Source organism: Roseococcus sp. SYP-B2431, from assembly GCF_004336745.1.
In the GTDB taxonomy this organism is placed as follows: Bacteria; Pseudomonadota; Alphaproteobacteria; order Acetobacterales; family Acetobacteraceae; genus Roseococcus.
Window position 1 is genome coordinate 1017530 of sequence record NZ_SJXD01000011.1, and the last position, 16436, is coordinate 1033965.

The 16436-nt window shown below is 71.4% G+C and carries 12 protein-coding genes and 1 pseudogene; 2 read left to right on the forward strand and 11 right to left on the reverse strand.

All coding sequences use genetic code 11. The features are described 5' to 3' along the window. Positions 1-20: 20 nt before the first annotated feature. Together EJV46_RS06175 and EJV46_RS06180 are read right to left on the reverse strand one after the other, a co-directional pair. Entirely contained in the window at positions 21-2477 is a 2457-nt protein-coding gene (locus EJV46_RS06175; protein WP_131547684.1) for a circularly permuted type 2 ATP-grasp protein, read from the reverse strand. A 5-nt stretch (positions 2478-2482) separates the two neighbouring features. Next, positions 2483-5832: pseudogene (locus tag EJV46_RS06180) on the reverse strand (DUF2126 domain-containing protein). Positions 5833-5939: 107 nt separating this feature from the next. Between EJV46_RS06180 and EJV46_RS06185 the strand changes: the two are divergent. After that, a complete protein-coding gene (locus EJV46_RS06185) occupies positions 5940-7019 on the forward strand; it encodes an aminotransferase class V-fold PLP-dependent enzyme (protein ID WP_131547685.1) in 1080 nt (359 codons plus the stop codon). A 136-nt stretch (positions 7020-7155) separates the two neighbouring features. Beyond that, on the forward strand, positions 7156-9168 hold the full coding sequence (locus EJV46_RS06190) for a TRAP transporter fused permease subunit (protein WP_131547686.1): 2013 nt from the start codon (positions 7156-7158) through the stop codon (positions 9166-9168). Between the two features lie 43 nt (positions 9169-9211). Here EJV46_RS06190 and EJV46_RS06195 read toward each other — a convergent pair whose 3' ends face one another. The 9 genes from EJV46_RS06195 to EJV46_RS06235 all read right to left on the reverse strand — a co-directional run bounded on the left by EJV46_RS06195 (position 9212) and on the right by EJV46_RS06235 (position 16436). Continuing rightward, positions 9212-10204 carry a TAXI family TRAP transporter solute-binding subunit gene (locus tag EJV46_RS06195; protein WP_131547687.1) on the reverse strand — a complete coding sequence of 331 codons (993 nt, stop codon included), beginning with the start codon at positions 10202-10204 and terminating at the stop codon, positions 9212-9214. Between the two features lie 105 nt (positions 10205-10309). After that, complete coding sequence (locus tag EJV46_RS06200; RefSeq protein WP_165585369.1) at positions 10310-11104, reverse strand: enoyl-CoA hydratase/isomerase family protein; 795 nt, start codon at positions 11102-11104, stop codon at positions 10310-10312. A 60-nt stretch (positions 11105-11164) separates the two neighbouring features. Then, on the reverse strand, positions 11165-12766 hold the full coding sequence (locus EJV46_RS06205) for a complex I subunit 5 family protein (protein ID WP_131547688.1): 1602 nt from the start codon (positions 12764-12766) through the stop codon (positions 11165-11167). Further along, positions 12763-14214, reverse strand: coding sequence for a complex I subunit 5 family protein (locus EJV46_RS06210; RefSeq protein ID WP_131547689.1), 1452 nt, complete (start codon positions 14212-14214; stop codon positions 12763-12765). The genes EJV46_RS06205 and EJV46_RS06210 overlap by 4 nt, the downstream gene beginning before the upstream one ends. Next, positions 14207-14506 (reverse strand): NADH-quinone oxidoreductase subunit K, encoded by a 300-nt coding sequence (locus EJV46_RS06215; protein WP_131547690.1) that lies wholly within the window; start codon positions 14504-14506, stop codon positions 14207-14209. Before EJV46_RS06215 ends, EJV46_RS06210 begins: the two co-directional genes overlap by 8 nt. Further along, positions 14503-15444 (reverse strand): MnhB domain-containing protein, encoded by a 942-nt coding sequence (locus EJV46_RS06220; RefSeq protein WP_131547691.1) that lies wholly within the window; start codon positions 15442-15444, stop codon positions 14503-14505. The genes EJV46_RS06215 and EJV46_RS06220 overlap by 4 nt, the downstream gene beginning before the upstream one ends. Continuing rightward, positions 15441-15728: a monovalent cation/H(+) antiporter subunit G gene (locus EJV46_RS06225; RefSeq protein ID WP_131547692.1), complete on the reverse strand. Its 288-nt coding sequence runs from the start codon at positions 15726-15728 to the stop codon at positions 15441-15443. Before EJV46_RS06225 ends, EJV46_RS06220 begins: the two co-directional genes overlap by 4 nt. Beyond that, positions 15725-15985 carry a monovalent cation/H+ antiporter complex subunit F gene (locus EJV46_RS06230; protein ID WP_131547693.1) on the reverse strand — a complete coding sequence of 87 codons (261 nt, stop codon included), beginning with the start codon at positions 15983-15985 and terminating at the stop codon, positions 15725-15727. Before EJV46_RS06230 ends, EJV46_RS06225 begins: the two co-directional genes overlap by 4 nt. Further along, positions 15978-16436 (reverse strand): Na+/H+ antiporter subunit E, encoded by a 459-nt coding sequence (locus EJV46_RS06235; protein WP_206020714.1) that lies wholly within the window; start codon positions 16434-16436, stop codon positions 15978-15980. Before EJV46_RS06235 ends, EJV46_RS06230 begins: the two co-directional genes overlap by 8 nt.

Sequence of the window (16436 nt, forward strand, 5' to 3'; positions counted from 1 at the left end):
CCGGCTATGACCGAGAGGCATCAGGCCTCGATGATCGCCGCCTCGCCCATGTCCACGCCGACGGCGCGGGCCGCAGGCAGCAGGGCGAAATACCGGCGGCCCAGGGAATCCGACAATTCGCCGAGCTCCGCCGCCATCTCCCGCAGCAGGGAAGGCAGCAGGCGGGTCGCCTCCACCGCCTGATCGGGAGCGGCCAGCAGCGCCGTCGTCACGCCCTCCGCCCGGGCCAGCAGGCGCTCGGCCCGGCCGGCCGGGCCGTCCTCCTCGGCGAAGCCCGCCACCTCGGCCAGGGCGGCGCGGATGGCCTTGAGCTGGAAGGCCAGCCCGCGCGGGTTCGAGGAGTCGGCGAGCACCAGGTCCAGCGCCGGCGCCGGCTGCAGGATGGCCAGGTAGCGGCTGCGATAGGTGATGACGCTGTCGCAGAGCTCCAGCACGAGCCGCAGCCCGGCCTCGATGCGCGCCGGCGGCGTGTCCAGCGCGACGGCCACCTCGGCGGCGACGGCCTGGGCGCGCTCGATGCGCCGGCCGAGTTCGAGAAAGAGCCGCGCGCCGCCGCGCACCATGTTCTCCGAGGCGATGCCGGCGACCGCATTGGCGAAGCGCAGCGAGGGCAGCAGCGCGCGGGCGAGGTCCGGCAGGCCGTCCGGCGATTCCTCCAGCGCCTCCTCCGCTGCGCGGAGCGTCTGCTTCAGCGTCGCATGCATGTCGGCGGTCAGCCGGTCGCGCACGGATTCCACAAGGCCACCGATGCGGCCCTGCAGCCGCTGCACGGCGGGCTTCGCGGTGCGCTCCAGCGCATTGGCCAGCGATGTCAGGCTGCCGGCGCTGGGGCGCGCCTCCTCGTCGATCAACCCCGCCTCGCAGAGGCAGGTGGCGAGCGTGGAGAGCTCCGCCAACTCGCGCGGGAGCACGGCGCCGCGGCGCAGGCGCGCGACGGCCGCGCGCATCAGCCGGGCCGCGCGGTCCAGTCGCTCCACGTAGCGGCCGAGCCAGAAGAGGTTGTCCGCCACGCGGGATGGGATGGCGCCGGCCGTGCGGGTGATCGCGATCGGCGGGCCGCTCTGCGCCGCGGGCCCGATGATGGCCTCGGAGGGATCCGCGGGCACCCAGACGTCCTTGCACCAGCCGCCGCCGGGCAGCCGGCCGGTGAGCGCGGTGCCCGCCTTGGCCACGCGCGCGATGCCGCCGGGCAGCACGTGCCACTGCGTCCCGTCCGAGACGGCGAAGAGGCGCAGCACGAAGGGCGTGGGCGTCAGCACCGAGCCGACCAGCGAGGGCGCGACCGGCAGCGGCGGCAGCGCCGTCGCCGCGAGGCCGGCGGGCGGCGGGTCGAAGGGCCGCGCCGCGACCTCCGCCGCGGCGCCCCGCCCGGCGGGCCGGAAGCCCCAGGCCGAATAGCCCTCGGGCAGCGGCGGCAGGGGCGCGCCGGGCATCAGCCAATGAGTCGGCAGCGAGGGCAGCATGAGCGTCTCGCCCAGCACCTTCGGGCAGAGGGATTCCAGGAAGGCCGCCAGCGCCGGGGCCTCGCCGAGGCCGGCGCCGGGCGCGTTCAGCAGGCACAGCGCGCCGTGGCGCACCGCGTCCAGCAGGCCCGGGACGCCGCCCGCCGCATTGGCCTCGGGCTGGTCCAGGGGGTCGAGCGCGGCCGCGTCCACGCGGGAGAGCACCACGTCCAGCGGCTGCAGCCCGGCCAGGGTCTTCAGGAAGAGCGCGCCGCCGCGCATGGTGAGGTCGCCGGTCTCCACCAAAGTACAGCCCAGCTCGCGCGAGAGCACCACATGCTCGAACCAGTGCGGGTCGCGCGTGCCAGGCGAGAGCAGCGCGATGGCGGGGTCGCGCCGGCCATGCGGCGCGAGGCGGATCAGTGCCTCCTGCCACAGCTCGAAGAAGGGCGAGATGCTGCGCGGCTGGGCGGCGCCGAAGGCTTCCGCCATGGCCGAGCTGTGCAGCCGGCGGTTCTCCAGCAGCTGGCCGAGGCCGGAGCAGAGACTGGTCCGGTCCTGCAGCACGGCCCAGCTGCCGTCTGGCCGGCGCAGCAGGTCGGCCGCGTAGAGGTGCAGCATAGGCCGGCGCGGCAGGCCCGAGCTGCGGCGCGCCGTCCGCAGGAAGCTCGGGCTGCCGAAGATCAGCGGCGCGGGGACATGCCCGCCGGCCATCAGCTCCTGCGGGCCGTAGAGGTCGCCGAGGACCGCATCCAGCAGCCGCGCGCGCTGGGCCATGCCGGCGGCCAGCGCCTCGAACTCCTCGCCCATGATGGGCAGTGGCACGGGGTCGAGCTTCCACAGTTCGCCGGCGGCGCCGGGCAGGAGCGAGGCCACGCCGTCCTCGGCCATGGCGCGCGAGAGGCGCTCGCCGCGCTCGGCCAGGGCCGGACGGCCGAGGCTGCCGATGATGCCCATGAGCGCGCGCCAATGACCCCGGATGCGGCCGGCGCCGGAGACCATCTCGTCGGGGCCGTTGCCCAGGAGCTCAGGCATGCAGGTCAGCCATGGGACGCCCGGCCGGCGAAGGCGCGCAGGTCCAGCGTGCAGGGATGCTCCAGGCTGCGCTGCGGCTCGGCTACGATGCGTGCGCCGGGCTGATGGCCGAAGGGCTTGAACCGCGAGCGCCGGCGAGCCTCGGCGGAATTCGCGTTCACTGGGAAGGCCTCGTAGGCCATGCCGCCGGGGTGCACGACCTCATGCGTGAGCCCGCCGATCGCGCGGCCGGTCCAGCGGTCGTGCACATCGAGGACAAGCGGGCCCTGCCCGCGCACGGAGGGATGCAGCGCGGAGGGCGGATCCCAGGCCTTGAAGCGGATGCCGGCGACGAACTCGCCCGCGCGGCCGGTGGGCTGCAACGGCACGGCCACGCCATTGGCCGCTAGGACGAAACGGTCGGGCACCCAGTTGCTGACCTTGGCCTGCACGCGCTCGACGCTGCTGTCCACGTAGCGGACGGTGCCGCCGGCGGCCTGCTCCTCACCCAGCACGTGCCAGGGCTCCAGCGCGTCGCGCAGCTCCAGCTCCATGCCCTCGATCGCGACTTGGCCGATCTGCGGGAAGCGGAACTCCAGATGCGGGGCGAACCACTCCCTTCGAGCGGGAAGCCCATCTGCCCCAGCTCCTCCAGCGCGCCCGCGAAGTCGCGCTCGGCATGGTGGGGGAGCATGAAGCGGTCGTGCAGGCCCGTGCCCCAGCGCACCAGGGACTGGCGATAGGGCGTCCGCCAGAAGGCGGCGAGCGCCGAGCGCATCAGCAGCATCTGCGCGAGGCTCATCTCCGGATGCGGCGGCATCTCGAAGGCACGGAACTCCACGAGACCGAGGCGGCCGGTCGAGGAGTTCGGGTCGTACATCTTGTCGATGCAGAACTCGGTGCGGTGCGTGTTGCCCGTCATGTCGGCGAGGATGTTGCGGAACAGCCGGTCGGTCATCCAGGGCGGGGGATTTCCGCCGATCCGGTCCAGCTCGCCGAAGGCGATGTCCAGCTCGCGCAGCGCGTCCATCCGCGCCTCGTCCACGCGCGGATGCTGGCTGGTCGGGCCGATGAAGAGCCCGCTGAAGAGGAAGCTCAGCGAGGGGTGGTTGTGCCAAAAGGAAACCAGGCTGCGCAGCAGGTCCGGCCGGCGCAGGAAGGGGCTGTCCTCCGGCCGGGCCGCGCCCATCACCACATGGTTGCCGCCGCCGGTGCCGACATGCTTGCCGTCCAGCATGAACTTCTCCGCGGCGAGGCCGACCTGGCGGGCCTGCTCGTAGAGCTGCTCCGTGCGCTCGACCATGTCCGGCCAGGAGGTGGCGGGGTGGATGTTCACCTCGATCACGCCCGGATCGGGGGTGACGGAGAAGTGCGGCAGGCGCGGGTCGCGCGGCGGCAGGTAGCCCTCAAGGAGAACCTTCTGCCCCGTTTCCTCGGCCGTGGCTTCCACCGCGGCGACGAGCGCCAGCCAGTCCTCCACGTCGAAGAGCGGCGGGAAGAAGACGTGGAGCAGCCCGTTGCGCGGCTCCACGCAAAGCGCCGTGCGGACCTGCGCCGGATCGTCCATGCCCACCTCGGGCGCGGCCTGCGGCGTGGGTTGCTGGTCGGCGGAGAGCTCGCCGTCCCGCCCCTCCGGCAGCGGCAGCGACGCGCGCAGCTGGTCGCGCGGCCGCAGTTCCCTGTCGCGATCGGGCGAGAAGGGATCGGTGATTGAATCCGCCTCCTTCGCCAGCTGCGCGGGATCGATCCAGGGCAGCGAGGACAGCGGCAAGCGCAGGCCCATCGGCGCGTCGCCGGGCGTGAGGAAGATCGTGTCGTCGCGGAAGAACCAGCGGCCGGACTGCCAGCGGCGCTCGCCGCCCTGGACCACCCGGCGCAGCGGGAGCACCGAGCCTGTCGGCTCGGAAAGGCCGCCCCGGAACAGGCGGGCGAAGCGGGCGCGCTCCAGCCTGTCGGCGAGCTTCGCGTCCTCGGCAACGACGTTCGCCGGCAGCCGGCTCTCGCGCCAGAGGTAGTAGTGGACGTCCTCATGGGCGGCGCGCAGCAGATCGGGCGGAACCTGCAGCCGCTCCGCCAGGATCCTGCCAAAGGCCTCGGCCTCGGCGGCGGTGGCCGTGCCCTTGTCGTCGTCCGAGGCGAGCAGCGCGGGGTTGCGCCACACCGGCTCGCCATCCGCGCGCCAATGCGCCGACAGCGCGAAGCGCGGCAGCGGCTCGCCCGGATACTGCTTGCCCTGCCCCGTATGGATCACCGCGCCCTTGGACCAGAGCGGGATCAGCCGTCGCAGCAGCCGCCCCGCATAGGCGCGCTTGGTGGGGCCGAGCGCGTCGGTGTTCCACTCGGCCGCTTCGCGGTCGGTGGCGGCGACGAAGGTGGGCTCGCCGCCCATGGTGAGGCGCAGGCCCTGCGCCTCGATGGCTGCGTCCACCTTCGCGCCGGCCGCCTGGATCGCGGCCCAGGTGGCGGGGGTGTAGGGCCTGGTGACGCGCGGCGTCTCGCGCAGGCGGGTCACCGCCATCTCGAAGCCGAACTCGGTCTCGGCCTTCTCGACGAGGCCCGAGATGGGCGCCGCCGATTGCGGGTCCGGCGTCGCGGCGAGCGGGATATGCCCCTCGCCCGCCATCAGGCCGGAGGTGGCGTCGAGCCCGACCCAGCCGGCACCGGGCAGATAGACCTCGGCCCAGGCGTGCAGGTCGGTGAAATCGGCGGCGGGACCCTCGGGGCCGCCATCGACCGGCTTCTGGTCGGCCACCAGCTGGATCAGGTAGCCCGAGCAGAAGCGCGCGGCGAAGCCGAGATGGCGCAGCGCCTGGACGAGGAGCCAGGCCGAATCCCGGCAGGAGCCGCGGCCTTCGGTGAGGGCCTTCTCGGGCTCCCAGACGCCGGGCTCCAGGCGGACGATGTAGGAGATCCTGGACTGCACGAGCTGGTTCACCTCGACCAGCATGTCCACCATGCGGCGCTCGTGGCGCGGGATCTGCGCCAGCAGGGCGGCCAGCTTCGGGCCTGGCGTCTCCAGCTTGCGGAAGGGCGCCAGCTCCTGGTCGAGGACCGGGTCGTAGGCGAAAGGAAAGTTCTCCGCCTCGGGCTCCAGGAAGAAGTCGAAGGGATTGATGGTCGCCATGTCGGCGACGAGGTCGACCGTCACGTCGAAATGCGTCACCCGTTCCGGGAAGACGACGCGCGCCTGGAAATTCCCCTGCGGATCCTGCTGCCAGTTGATGAAATGCGGCCTGGGCTCGACCTTCAGCGAATAGGCCAAGATGGGCGTGCGCGCATGCGGCGCCGGCCGCAGCCGGATGGTCTGGGGCCCCAGCGTCACCGCCCGGTCGTAGCTGTAGGTCGTCTTGTGCGTCAGGGCGACGTGGATGGACATGCGCGGCCGGTATCCCAGGGAAGAGGATGATCGGCTTATAGGCGGGTTTCCGCCATGCTGCACCGCAAGGATTGCGCGAAATCCGCAGAGGCGCCCATGCTGGCCGCATGCCGGCGCTCTTCTCCCACGACGACTTCCACATCGCCCCCGGCGTCGCGCATCTCTGCGCGGGCGGGAAGACGCCCGTGCTGCGAAGGACCGCGGACGCGATCCTGCGCTACCTCGCCGACAAGTCGGACGGGCCGGCCGGCGATGCGCGGCAGGAGGAGGAGATTTTGGGCCTGCGGCAGCGGCTCGCGGGCTCCTGGGGCTGCGGCGTGGACGAGATCGGCCTGGTCTCCTCGGTGGCCGAGGGCGTGTCGATGCTCGCCGGAAGCCTCGACTGGCGCGAGGGGGACGAGGTCGTCGTGCCGGACATCGAATATCCCTCGCTGGCCGCGCCTTTCGCGCTGCTGCCGGGCGTGACGCTGCGGGTGGCCGAGGGGGTCGGCGGCATCGCCGCCGCCGTCACGCCGCGCACGCGGGCGATCGCCGTCAGCAGCACGAGCTTCCTCGAAGCCGGGCGCGCGGATCTCCCCGCGCTCCGCGCGCTCGCCGACCGGGCGGGGGCGCTGCTGGTGGTCGACCACACGCAATCGGCGGGCTGGATGCCGATCGAGGCGGGGGTCGCCGATTTCGCCTTCGCCGCCGGCTATAAATGGCTGCTCGGCATCTCCGGCCTCGCCGTCGCCTATTGGAACCGGGCGCGGCAGCCGGGCTGGGCGCCGCGGAGCGCGGGCTGGTACTCCATGGCCAGCCAGGGCCGGCCGGACTGGCGCAACCCGGTCGGGCTGGTGCCCGATGCCATGCGCTTCTGCCGCGGCAATCCGAACCATGCCGGCGTCTATGCCCTCAACGGCGCGCTGGACTACCTGGCCGGGCATCCGGGCGTGGAGGCGCATGTGCTCGGCCTCGCGGGCGAGTTGCGCCGGCGCTGCCTGGAGGCGCAGCTGCCGATGATGACGCCCGAGCGCCACGGCGCCAGCGTCTGCCTGCCGCATCCGGAGGCGGCGAAGGCGGTGAAGACGCTGGAGGAAGGGGGCGTGCTGACCTGGAATGGACGCGGCCGCATCCGAATCAGTTTCCATGGCTATAATGACGAGTTCGATATGGAACGCGCCTTCGAGCAGCTCCGCGCGCTCTTCTGATCACGCAGGAGAGGTTATCCGCCCCCGCCGCTCACTCCCAGGTTTTCGCGCGGCGTGCATCCGGTCTATGACCGAGGCACGTCCAGAGCGCCAGGCCCGAAGGCCGGCACGGCATTGAATCGGGAGTCTGACACGCATGGCGGAATCGCGCCTGACCGCGGAAGTGAACACCGCGATCGACGACATGGAGTTCGCCAATGCCAGGCGGGAACTGGGCGGGATTGTGGGGATGGTCTGGCGATTTTCCGCCGCCGTCTTTGTGCTGTTCCATCTCTGGATCCTGCTGGTGCAGCCCGTGGATCCCACGGTCTCGCGCGCCATCCATGTCTTCTTCGGCGCAGCGCTGGGCTTCGCGCTCTTCTCGCCCCGTGCCACCGCGACCACCATCACGCGCATCCCGCTGCTGGACTGGGCGCTGATCGCGGCCTGCATCGCCATCCCGTTCCACTACATCCTCGACGCGGACGGCATCGAGATGCGCAGCTTCATGGGCCCCAACACCATGGACCTCCTGGTGGCCGGCGCGGGCATGCTCCTGGTGCTGGAATTCGCGCGGCGCACGGCGGGCCTCGTGATGCCGATGATCGCCATCGTCTTCATCGCCTATTGCTTCGTGGGGCCGTGGCTGCCCGGCATCCTTTTCCATCGCGGCGTGACCTTCGACCAGCTGCTGGTCGAGCTCTTCGGCAATAACGGCGTGCTGGGCACGATCGTGCAGGTCAGCGCCAGCTTCATCATCATGTTCGTCGTCTTCGCGACCTTCCTGCAGACCTCCAAGGCGGGCGACTACTTCAACGACGTGGCCCTGGCCGCCGTTGGCCGGCTGCGCGGCGGGCCTGCCAAGGTGACCGTGCTTTCAGGGCTCATGTTCGGCGCGATCTCGGGCTCGGCGGTCGCCAATGTCGTGGCCTCGGGCGCCTTCACCATCCCGATGATGCGCCGCGTCGGCTACGACCGGCCGACGGCCGCCGCCATCGAGGCCACGAGCTCCACCGGCGGGCAGATCACCCCGCCCGTGATGGGCGCGGGCGCCTTCATCATGGCCGAGGTGCTGGGCATCCCCTACATGGAGATCGCGCTGGCGGGGCTCATTCCGGCGTTGCTCTTCTACATCGCGAACTACATCCATTGCGACCTGAACGCCCGCAAGCTCGGCATCCGCGGCCTACCGCGCAACGAGCTGCCGCGCTGGACTCATCTCGCACGGCGCTTCTACATGGCGACCCCGCTGGTGCTGCTCATCTACATGCTGGTGCTCGGCTATTCGCCGTTCCGCGCGGCGGCCTGGGGCATCGCGGCCGCGCTGACCATCATGTTCGCGACGACGCTGATCCACCGCGTCTTCCTCCAGCGCGAGGGGTTGGTGGCCGGCGCCCTGGGCGGCGTGGCGGAGACCATCGCCTCCATCTACGCCACCCTGCACGGCAGCATGCGCGAGGTGATGCAGCTGATCGCCGTCTGCGCCGCGGCCGGCGTCGTCGCGGGCGTCATCGGCGTGACCGGTGTCGGCGGTCGCTTCGCCACGATGCTGCTCGACATCGCGGGTGCCTCCAGCCTGCTGGCGATGGTCTTCGCCATGATCGTGGCGATCGTGCTGGGCATGGGCGTGCCGACCACGGCGGCCTATGCCATCGCGGCGGCCGTGGTTGCGCCCGGGCTGATCCGCATCGGGGTCGAGCCGCTGGTGGCGCACATGTTCATCTTCTACTTCGCCATCCTGTCGGCCATCACGCCGCCCGTGGCGCTGGCCTCCTTCGCCGCTGCCTCCATGGCGCGGGCGGACATGTGGAAGACGAGCGTGATCGCGCTGAAGCTCGGCCTCGCGACCTTCATCGTGCCCTTCATGTTCTGGCTCTCGCCCTCGCTACTGGCGCAGGGGCCGCTGGGCGGCATCCTGATCTCCTTCGTGACGGCCTCCTGCGGCGTCTACCTGCTGGCCTGTTCGACCGAGGGCTGGATGCAGAACGGGCCGCTCGCGCTCCCGCTACGGCTGCTCTCGGGCGCGGGCGGGCTGATGCTGATGATTCCAGAGGGCTACACGGATCTCGCCGGCTTCGTGATCGGTGTGGGGCTGCTGCTGTGGCAGCGCCGGCTCTACCCGACCGAGGCGACCCTGCCGCGGCGGCTGGTGGCCACCGGCGAAGCCTGAGCCGCGCCGGATCGAGGGAGGGGGCCGGAGCCCCCCTCCCCTGTCAGGCGAGGACGAGGTTGTCGGGGATGGTGACGCCGACTTCCCGCAGGTAGCGCGCCGCTCCCGGATGGAAGGGCAGGAAGGTGTTCTTGCTGGCATTCGCCGCGACCGTGTCCGATGCGGTCGAGATCGCCTGCTTCAACCGCGCATTCTGGCCGAGCACCGCCTTCACCAGCGAATAGACCAGCCCCTCGTCCAGCGTGCGATGGCCGATGGCGAAGTTGTACATCCCCACCACGCGCAATTCGCGGCCCGCGGTACGATAGGTATTGGTCGGCAGCATCGACGGCGACAGCTCAGGGAAGGCCTGGGTCAGCTTCGTGACCTCCTCGGGCGTGAAGTCGAGGAAGTTGATCTCGCCCTGGGCCTCGGCCTCGGCGAAGGTCGGGATCGGGACGCCGGCCGCGAAGAGGAAGGCGTCGAGCAGGCCGTCGCTCATCTGGCCGGTCATGTCGCTGCCTGAGCCGAAGCGGATCGCGGCCGGCCGGTAGCCGAGCGTGTTCATGATCAGCGGGAAGTAGGTGCCCGGCGTGCCGCCGCGCGGCCCCACGCCGATGTTCTTGCCCGCCAGCTGCGCCATGCTCGTAATGCCGCTGCGCTTCAGCGCGATGCCGTGGAAGGGCGTGTCGTACATGGGGAAGAGCGCGCGAATGTCGCGGAAGCGGTTGCCCTGCGTCCAATCCCCCTGGCCGTTCCAGGCCTGGAGCGCCACGCCCATCGTGGCCATGCCGATCTCGACCTCGCGACGCTGGACCAGGATGATGTTCTGGTTGGGGCCCTGGGTCGTGCGGTAGGAGACGTTGACGCCGGTGGCCTCCGCCACGAGCTGGCCCCAGGCGGGGCCATAGAGCGCATAGGTGCCGCCGGGGGCGGCGGTTCCCATGTTCAGGGCGCGGGGCCAGCCCGCATTGCGCGGCTGGGCGAAGGCGCGGCCCACGAGGGCAGGCGCGGCCAAGGCCAGCGAAGTGCCGGCCAGCAGGGAACGACGTTGCATTTTTTGGATCGATCCTCCGGTTTTTGTCCGGAGCAGGATGCCCCAGGCTTAAGCCTGGGGCAAATCCCGTGACGTCTGGTTAAGAATTCAGGTCATCCGGCATGCCTAACGGCCCTTGAAGACCGGCGCCCGCTTCTCACGGAAGGCGGCCAGCCCTTCCCTCAGGTCCTCGCTCTTCTGGCTGGCCTTGGCACGCTCCAGCGCCCCCGCCTCGTCGAAATCCTGCCGGGCAATCTCGTTCAGGCTCCGCTTCACGCCCTGCACCGCGAGGGGTGCCAGCGAGGCAAGACGCGTGGCCAGCGCATCCACCCGCGCATCGAGCCGATCGGCCGGGACCACCTCCGTCAGGTAGCCGATCGCCAACATCTCCGGGGCGTGGATCTTCTCCGCCGTGAGGAAGAGCTTCTTCGCCGCATTGAGCCCGAGCCGGCTCGCATAGCGCTTCATGCCCGAGGGGTAGTAGTGGATGCCGATCCGCGCGGCCGGCATGAACATCTCGCAGCTCTCGGTACCGATGCGGAAGTCGCAGCACAGCGCGAGATCCGTGGAGCCGCCATAGACGCCGCCATTTAGCCGGCAGATCACGGGCACCTTCAGGTTCTCGAGCATGTCGCCCACGCTCTCGAAGGAAGGGCCGTCGTCGCGCGCCGTGACCTCGGCTTCCGGCCGGTTGGCGAGATCGCCCAGATGGTAGCCGGAGGAGAAGGACTTTCCGGTGCCCGTCAGCACCACAACGCGGATGTCCGGGTCGGCCTCGATGGTCCGAAAGTGCTCGATGAGCTTCAGCAGATCCGCCGGCTCGATGCGGTTGTGCACCGCCGGGCGGTTCAGGCGGATGGTGGCGCGCGCGCCCTCGATGGTGAGCAGAGGCGTGGTCGCCTCGGGCTGCATGCCGTCCATGGTATCTCTCCCAAGCTTCCCGGGCAGGATACGCGAAACGCCCGCTTACGAAAGGGAAGGTCAGACCAAGGCCAGCCCGAAGCCGAGCAGGAGCAGCAGCAGCGCGAGCCCGGCCTGCGGCCAGCAGTTCAGCATCCGCTCCAGCCCGTCCGCCGCGCGGCTCAGGGGGCCGGCGGCGCGATGAAAGCCGCGCTCGGCGGGGATCAGCACGTCGCCTTCCGGCACCGCCGGCAGGCGGCCGAGCAGCGGGGCCAGCGCCGCGCCGATCAGCATCGGCCAGACGGCCTTCCAGAGGGCGTCGGCCTTGAACACATCGGCAAAGCTGCCGACCTCGCCGAAGAGCAGCCACGGGACGGCCATGGCGGCGGCGGTCATCCCCAGCCAGGGCAGGAGCATGCCGGGGCCGGGGCATTCGCCCCCCTCCTCCATGCCGGCGGCCAGGCGCCGCGCGAAATGCAGCATGAGCAGCGTGGTGCCGGCCGCCGAGACCATGGAAAGCGTCTCCAGCAGCCCATGGCCGAGCTGGTCCTTCACCGCCGCCTTGGCCAGCGCCCCGCCGGTCAGCGGGAAGCCCCCGAGGCTCAGCACCAGCAGCAGCACCGGGATCATCACCGCGGCCATCCGCCGCCGTCCCGCCGCATAGGCGACGCCAACGGCCAGGAAGCAGGCGCCCTTGGCCAGCACATGGTGCGAGGCATAGAAGGCCGCATCCATCGGCGTGCCCCCGTGCTCGGCCGCGAGGCCCGCCCCGAGCGCGGCCATCACCACGCCCATCTGGCTCACGCTCGAATAGGCCAGCACGGTCTTAGGATTAGCCTGGGTGACGCCGATCGCCACACCATAGAAGGCCGTAACGAAGCCCAGCACCGTCAGCGCCTCGCCCAGCACGGGGCCGCCTGCCTCCCAGGGCAGGAAGCGGATCAGCCCGATGATGCCGGCCTTCACGATCACGCCGCTCAGCACAGCCGAGGCCGGCATGGGCGCCGCCGGATGGGCCAGCGGCAGCCACACATGCAGCGGCACCATGCCCGCCTTCAGCCCGAAGCCCAGGATGAGCAGCGCGATGGTCGCGCCATACCAGGGCGAGGCCGGCAGCGCCGCCATGACATCCGCGATGGCAATGCTGTCGCTGGGCGAGGCCACCGCCAGCACCGCGAAACCGAACAACAGGACGATCTCACCGAGCACCGCGAGCAGCAGATAGATCGATCCCGCGCGCCAAGCGCGCGCCGTCCGGTCGTGGATCACCAGGCCATAGGCGGCGAGGCTCACCATGGCGAAGGCCAGGTAGAAGGTGACGAGGTCGCCCGCGACGAAGACTCCGAGGCTTCCGGCCAGGGTCAGCAGCCACCAGCAGGCGAAGCGCTGCGTGGCCGGTTCGCGGGGCAGATAGGCCGCGGCATAGGCGCCGGCCGCACTCCAGAGCAGCGCCGCCACGCCAAGCAGCAGCGCCGCCGGGCGGCCGAGCTCCAGCGTGAAGCGCAGGCGGTCGGCGTCGAGCACCAGCGGCGGCTCGCCGACGGCGAAGAGCGCGGCGGCAAGGCCCGGCAGCGCCGCCAGCCAGAGCAGGCGCGGCATGCGCCGCCGCACCTCTGCCGAGAGGCAGGCCGCCAGCATCATCAGCGGCACGAGCATGGTCGCGAGAAGCAGGTCCGCGCTCACGGCCGCCCGATCTCCACCAGCCCGAAGGAATAGAGCGGCAGCATCCCCAGCACGACGGAGATGAGCGCGAGGAGCAGCACCATCTTCTCCGGCAGTCCGATGCCGGATGCGGCGACGGGGGCGTTCGTGCTGCCCATGCTGGCCACCAGCACCCGGAAGACATAGCCGCCGGTCAGCAGCCCGCCGCCCAGCATCACCACGGCCCACCACCATTGCCCGGTTTGGAGCGCCGATTGAAGCAGGAGCCACTTGGCCGTGAAGCCGCCGCTCGGCGGGATGCCCATCAGCGAGAGCCCGGCGAGGCCGAAGGCGATCACCGGCACCGGCATCGCCCGCGCGACGCCACCAAGCCCCGCGATGCAGTCATGGCCCAGCGCCTTGGAAACCACCCCCGCTGCCAGGAACATCGAGGCCTTAGCGAAGGCATGCGAGACCGCCTGCAACACGCCGCCGAGCCAGGCGGCCGAGCCGCCCGCCAGCACCAGCGGGAACATGAAGAAGAGGTAGCCGATCTGCGCGATGGTCGAATAGGCGATCAGGAGCTTCAGCCGCGCCTGCCGCAGCGCGACGAGGCTGCCGAGCAGGATCGCCGCGGCCCCCAGCCCGGCCAGGATCTGCATCGCCGTCCCCGCCGCGTCCGGGGGCATGACGAAGAACCAGAGCCGGATCAGCAGATAGACGGAGCCCTTCACCACCAGCGCCGACAGCATCGCACTCGCGGCGGCCGGCGCGCCCGCATGGGCCGGCGGCAGCCACAGATGCAGCGGGAAGAGCGCGGATTTCGCGATCAGCCCCGCCGTCATCAGCGCGGCGGCGAGGATGGTGGGCGTCTCCACCCGGACGACGCCGCGGAGCAGCCCGATGTCGAGCGTGCCGTAGCTGCCATAGAGCAGCGCCACGCCCAGCAGATAGAGCACGGAGCCCAGCAGCGCGAAGACCAGGTAGCGCAGCGCGGCGGCGAGCGTCTCCGCCTTGCCGTCGAGGGCGGCGAGCGGCACGGCCGCGAAGGTCAGTAGCTCTAGCCCGACGAAGAGGTTGAACAGATCGTTGCTCAGCAGCACGCAGGCCATGGCGGTCCAAAGCGCCAGCAGCAGGCACCAGAACATCAACTTGCGGCGCGTCTCGGCCTCGCCGGCGGAAGTGCCGAACTCGGCACGCGCGAAGACGGCCGTGATGCCGAGGATGAGGGTCGTCGTCAGCAGCAGCGCCGTGGAAAGCCCGTCGGCGCGCAGAGCGAGGCCAAGCGGCGGGACCCAGGCGCCCAGATGGTAGACCAGCGGCTCGCCTCCCCCCAGCAGCGCGGCCGCGACGGCCAGCGCGACCACGAAGCCCAGCGGTGGCATCAGCAGCGCCAGCCGCTCGGCCAGGCGTGCGCCGCCGGCGAAGCCCAGCGACATCGCCACCGCCGGCAGCATCGCGGCGAGCGGCAGCAGCCCGGCCTCAATCATTCCCGGAATCCCCGCGCAGCCTGGCCAGCCGCAGCAGCAGCGCGACCGCCAGCGTCGTGGCCGCGAAGGCGACCACGATGCCGGTGATGATGATGGCCTGCGGCACGGGGTCGCCGTCGAAACCCGCGCCCGCCCCACGCCGCGCCACCACGCCGAAGACCAGGAAGACGCCGCCGCCCAGCAGGTTGAAGGCCAGGATGCGCCGCAGCGGCTCGGCATGGGTCAGCACGCCGTAAAGCCCGATCCCGATCAGCGCGGCTGCCGTCGGGCCGTAGGTCGCGGCCTCGTTCATGAGGCGGCCTCGGGCGGGCCGATCAGCAACAGGACCAGCGCGACGGCGATCGAGAAGGTCAGCGCGGCCTCGACCACCAGGATCAGCGGCTTGGTGAAGGCCGCCGGATAGGCCAGGAAGCCGTCGGCCAAGAAGCAGCCCAGCAGCCCGATGGCGATGAAGACCAGCGGCCCCGTCACCACCCAGGTCCGCATCTTCCGCGAGCTCACCGCCGGCGGACGCACGAGGCCCGCCATCCAGGCCAGCACCCACATGGCCGCGAGCACCGTCCCGCCCTGGAAGGCGCCCCCGGGCGCATCGGCCCCGGTCCAGACGATGTGCACGCCGATGACCACGCCGATGGGCGGGAGGATCCGGGCGGCGAGGCGCAGGGCCGGGTCCCGCCGCGGCGGCTGCGCCGGCCCCGGAATACCGCCCCAGGCGTCGTCGCCGGCGACGGACCAGACGCCGATCACCGCCAGCACCAGCGCCACGGCCTCCAGCAGCGTGTCCATCGCGCGCCAGGCCAGCAGCACGCCGGAGACGGGGTTGCCCAGCTCCGTCGCGGCGAGGTTCGCGGCGGCGAGCGGTGCGAGGCTCGGCGCGGGCGTCGGCAGGCTCAGGATGGCCCAGCCCAGCGCCCCGGAAAGCAACGCGCAGAGCAGGCCGGTCGCGACGCGCAGCGGCAGGATGGGCACGTCCTTGGCCTCGGCCAGCGCCCGCGTGCCCAGCCGGGCCGAGGCGCCGAGCAGCAGCACGCCCCCTGCCCCCGCGCCCACCGCCGCCTCGGTCAACGCCACATCCACCGTGCCGAGCCGGACCCAGGCCAGCGACAGCAGCAGCCCGAAGGCGATGAAGCCAACGATCGCCTCGAAGGCGCGCTTCGCCGCGACGGTCCAGAGCGCCACGGCCACGGCCGAAAGCGCCAGAGCGAGGTCGAGAAGCAGCGCCGCGGTCACGATGCGTCCCGCCGCGCGACGCGGGCGATCATCTGGCCGACCGTGCCGCCCGCGAACATGGCCAGCGCCCAGATCAGCAGGAGCTTGAGCGCGCCCAGCAGGCTCCCGGCCTGGGGCATCAGGCCGAGCACGATGAGGCCGAGGCCGAGGCCATCGGCCTTGGTCAGCGCATGCAGGCGGCTCAGCGGGTCGGGGAAGCGCAGCAGGCCAAGCGTCCCGGCCGCCAGGAAGAAGAGCCCGGCCAGCACGGCGACCACGGTGAAGGCATCGGCCAGGAGGCTCACTTCCGGTCCTCCGGCGCATGGAGGGCGAAGGCGACAGAAGCGAAGGCCGCGAGCACGGAGAGCGAGAGCGCGGCATCGACGATCGCGCTGTTGCCGGCGCCTACCGCCAGCAGCAGCAACGCCGCGATCCCGCCGCTGCCCAGAAGCTGCGCCGCCATCATGCGGTCGGCGTCCGTCGGGCCCCGCAGGACGCGCCAGAGCCCGACGAGGACCGTCACCATCACGCAGCCCGAGACGACGAGCAGGAACTCAGCCACCGAAGGCCCGCGTGAAACGCGCCTCCTCGATCACCATGGAGTCGTGGACGAGCTGCGAGGTGTCCAGCGCGTGAACGAGCACCGCGCCCGTCGCCTCGTCCTCGCCCGCCGGCAAGGTCCCGGGCTGCAGGCTCGCCCACGTGAGGAAGGCATCGCGCCGCGGCGATGGCGAAATCCGCACATAACGCACGAGACCCGGCTGTACCCGCAGGTCGAAGGCGCGCCGTGCCACCTCGGTCCCGGCCAGCAGGGCCTGCACCGGAAAGCGCAGCAGCAGCCCCGCCAGGGCCAGCGGGCGCGGCCGGAACATCCCAGCCGGCAGCAGGCGCAGGCTGAACCAGGTGGCGATCGCCGCCGTGGGGATCCCCACGGCAAGATCCTTGGGATCGGCCCCGCCGATCACGATCCAGACCGCCAGCAGCCCCGCAGATCGCAGCAGAGCGGCGGCCAT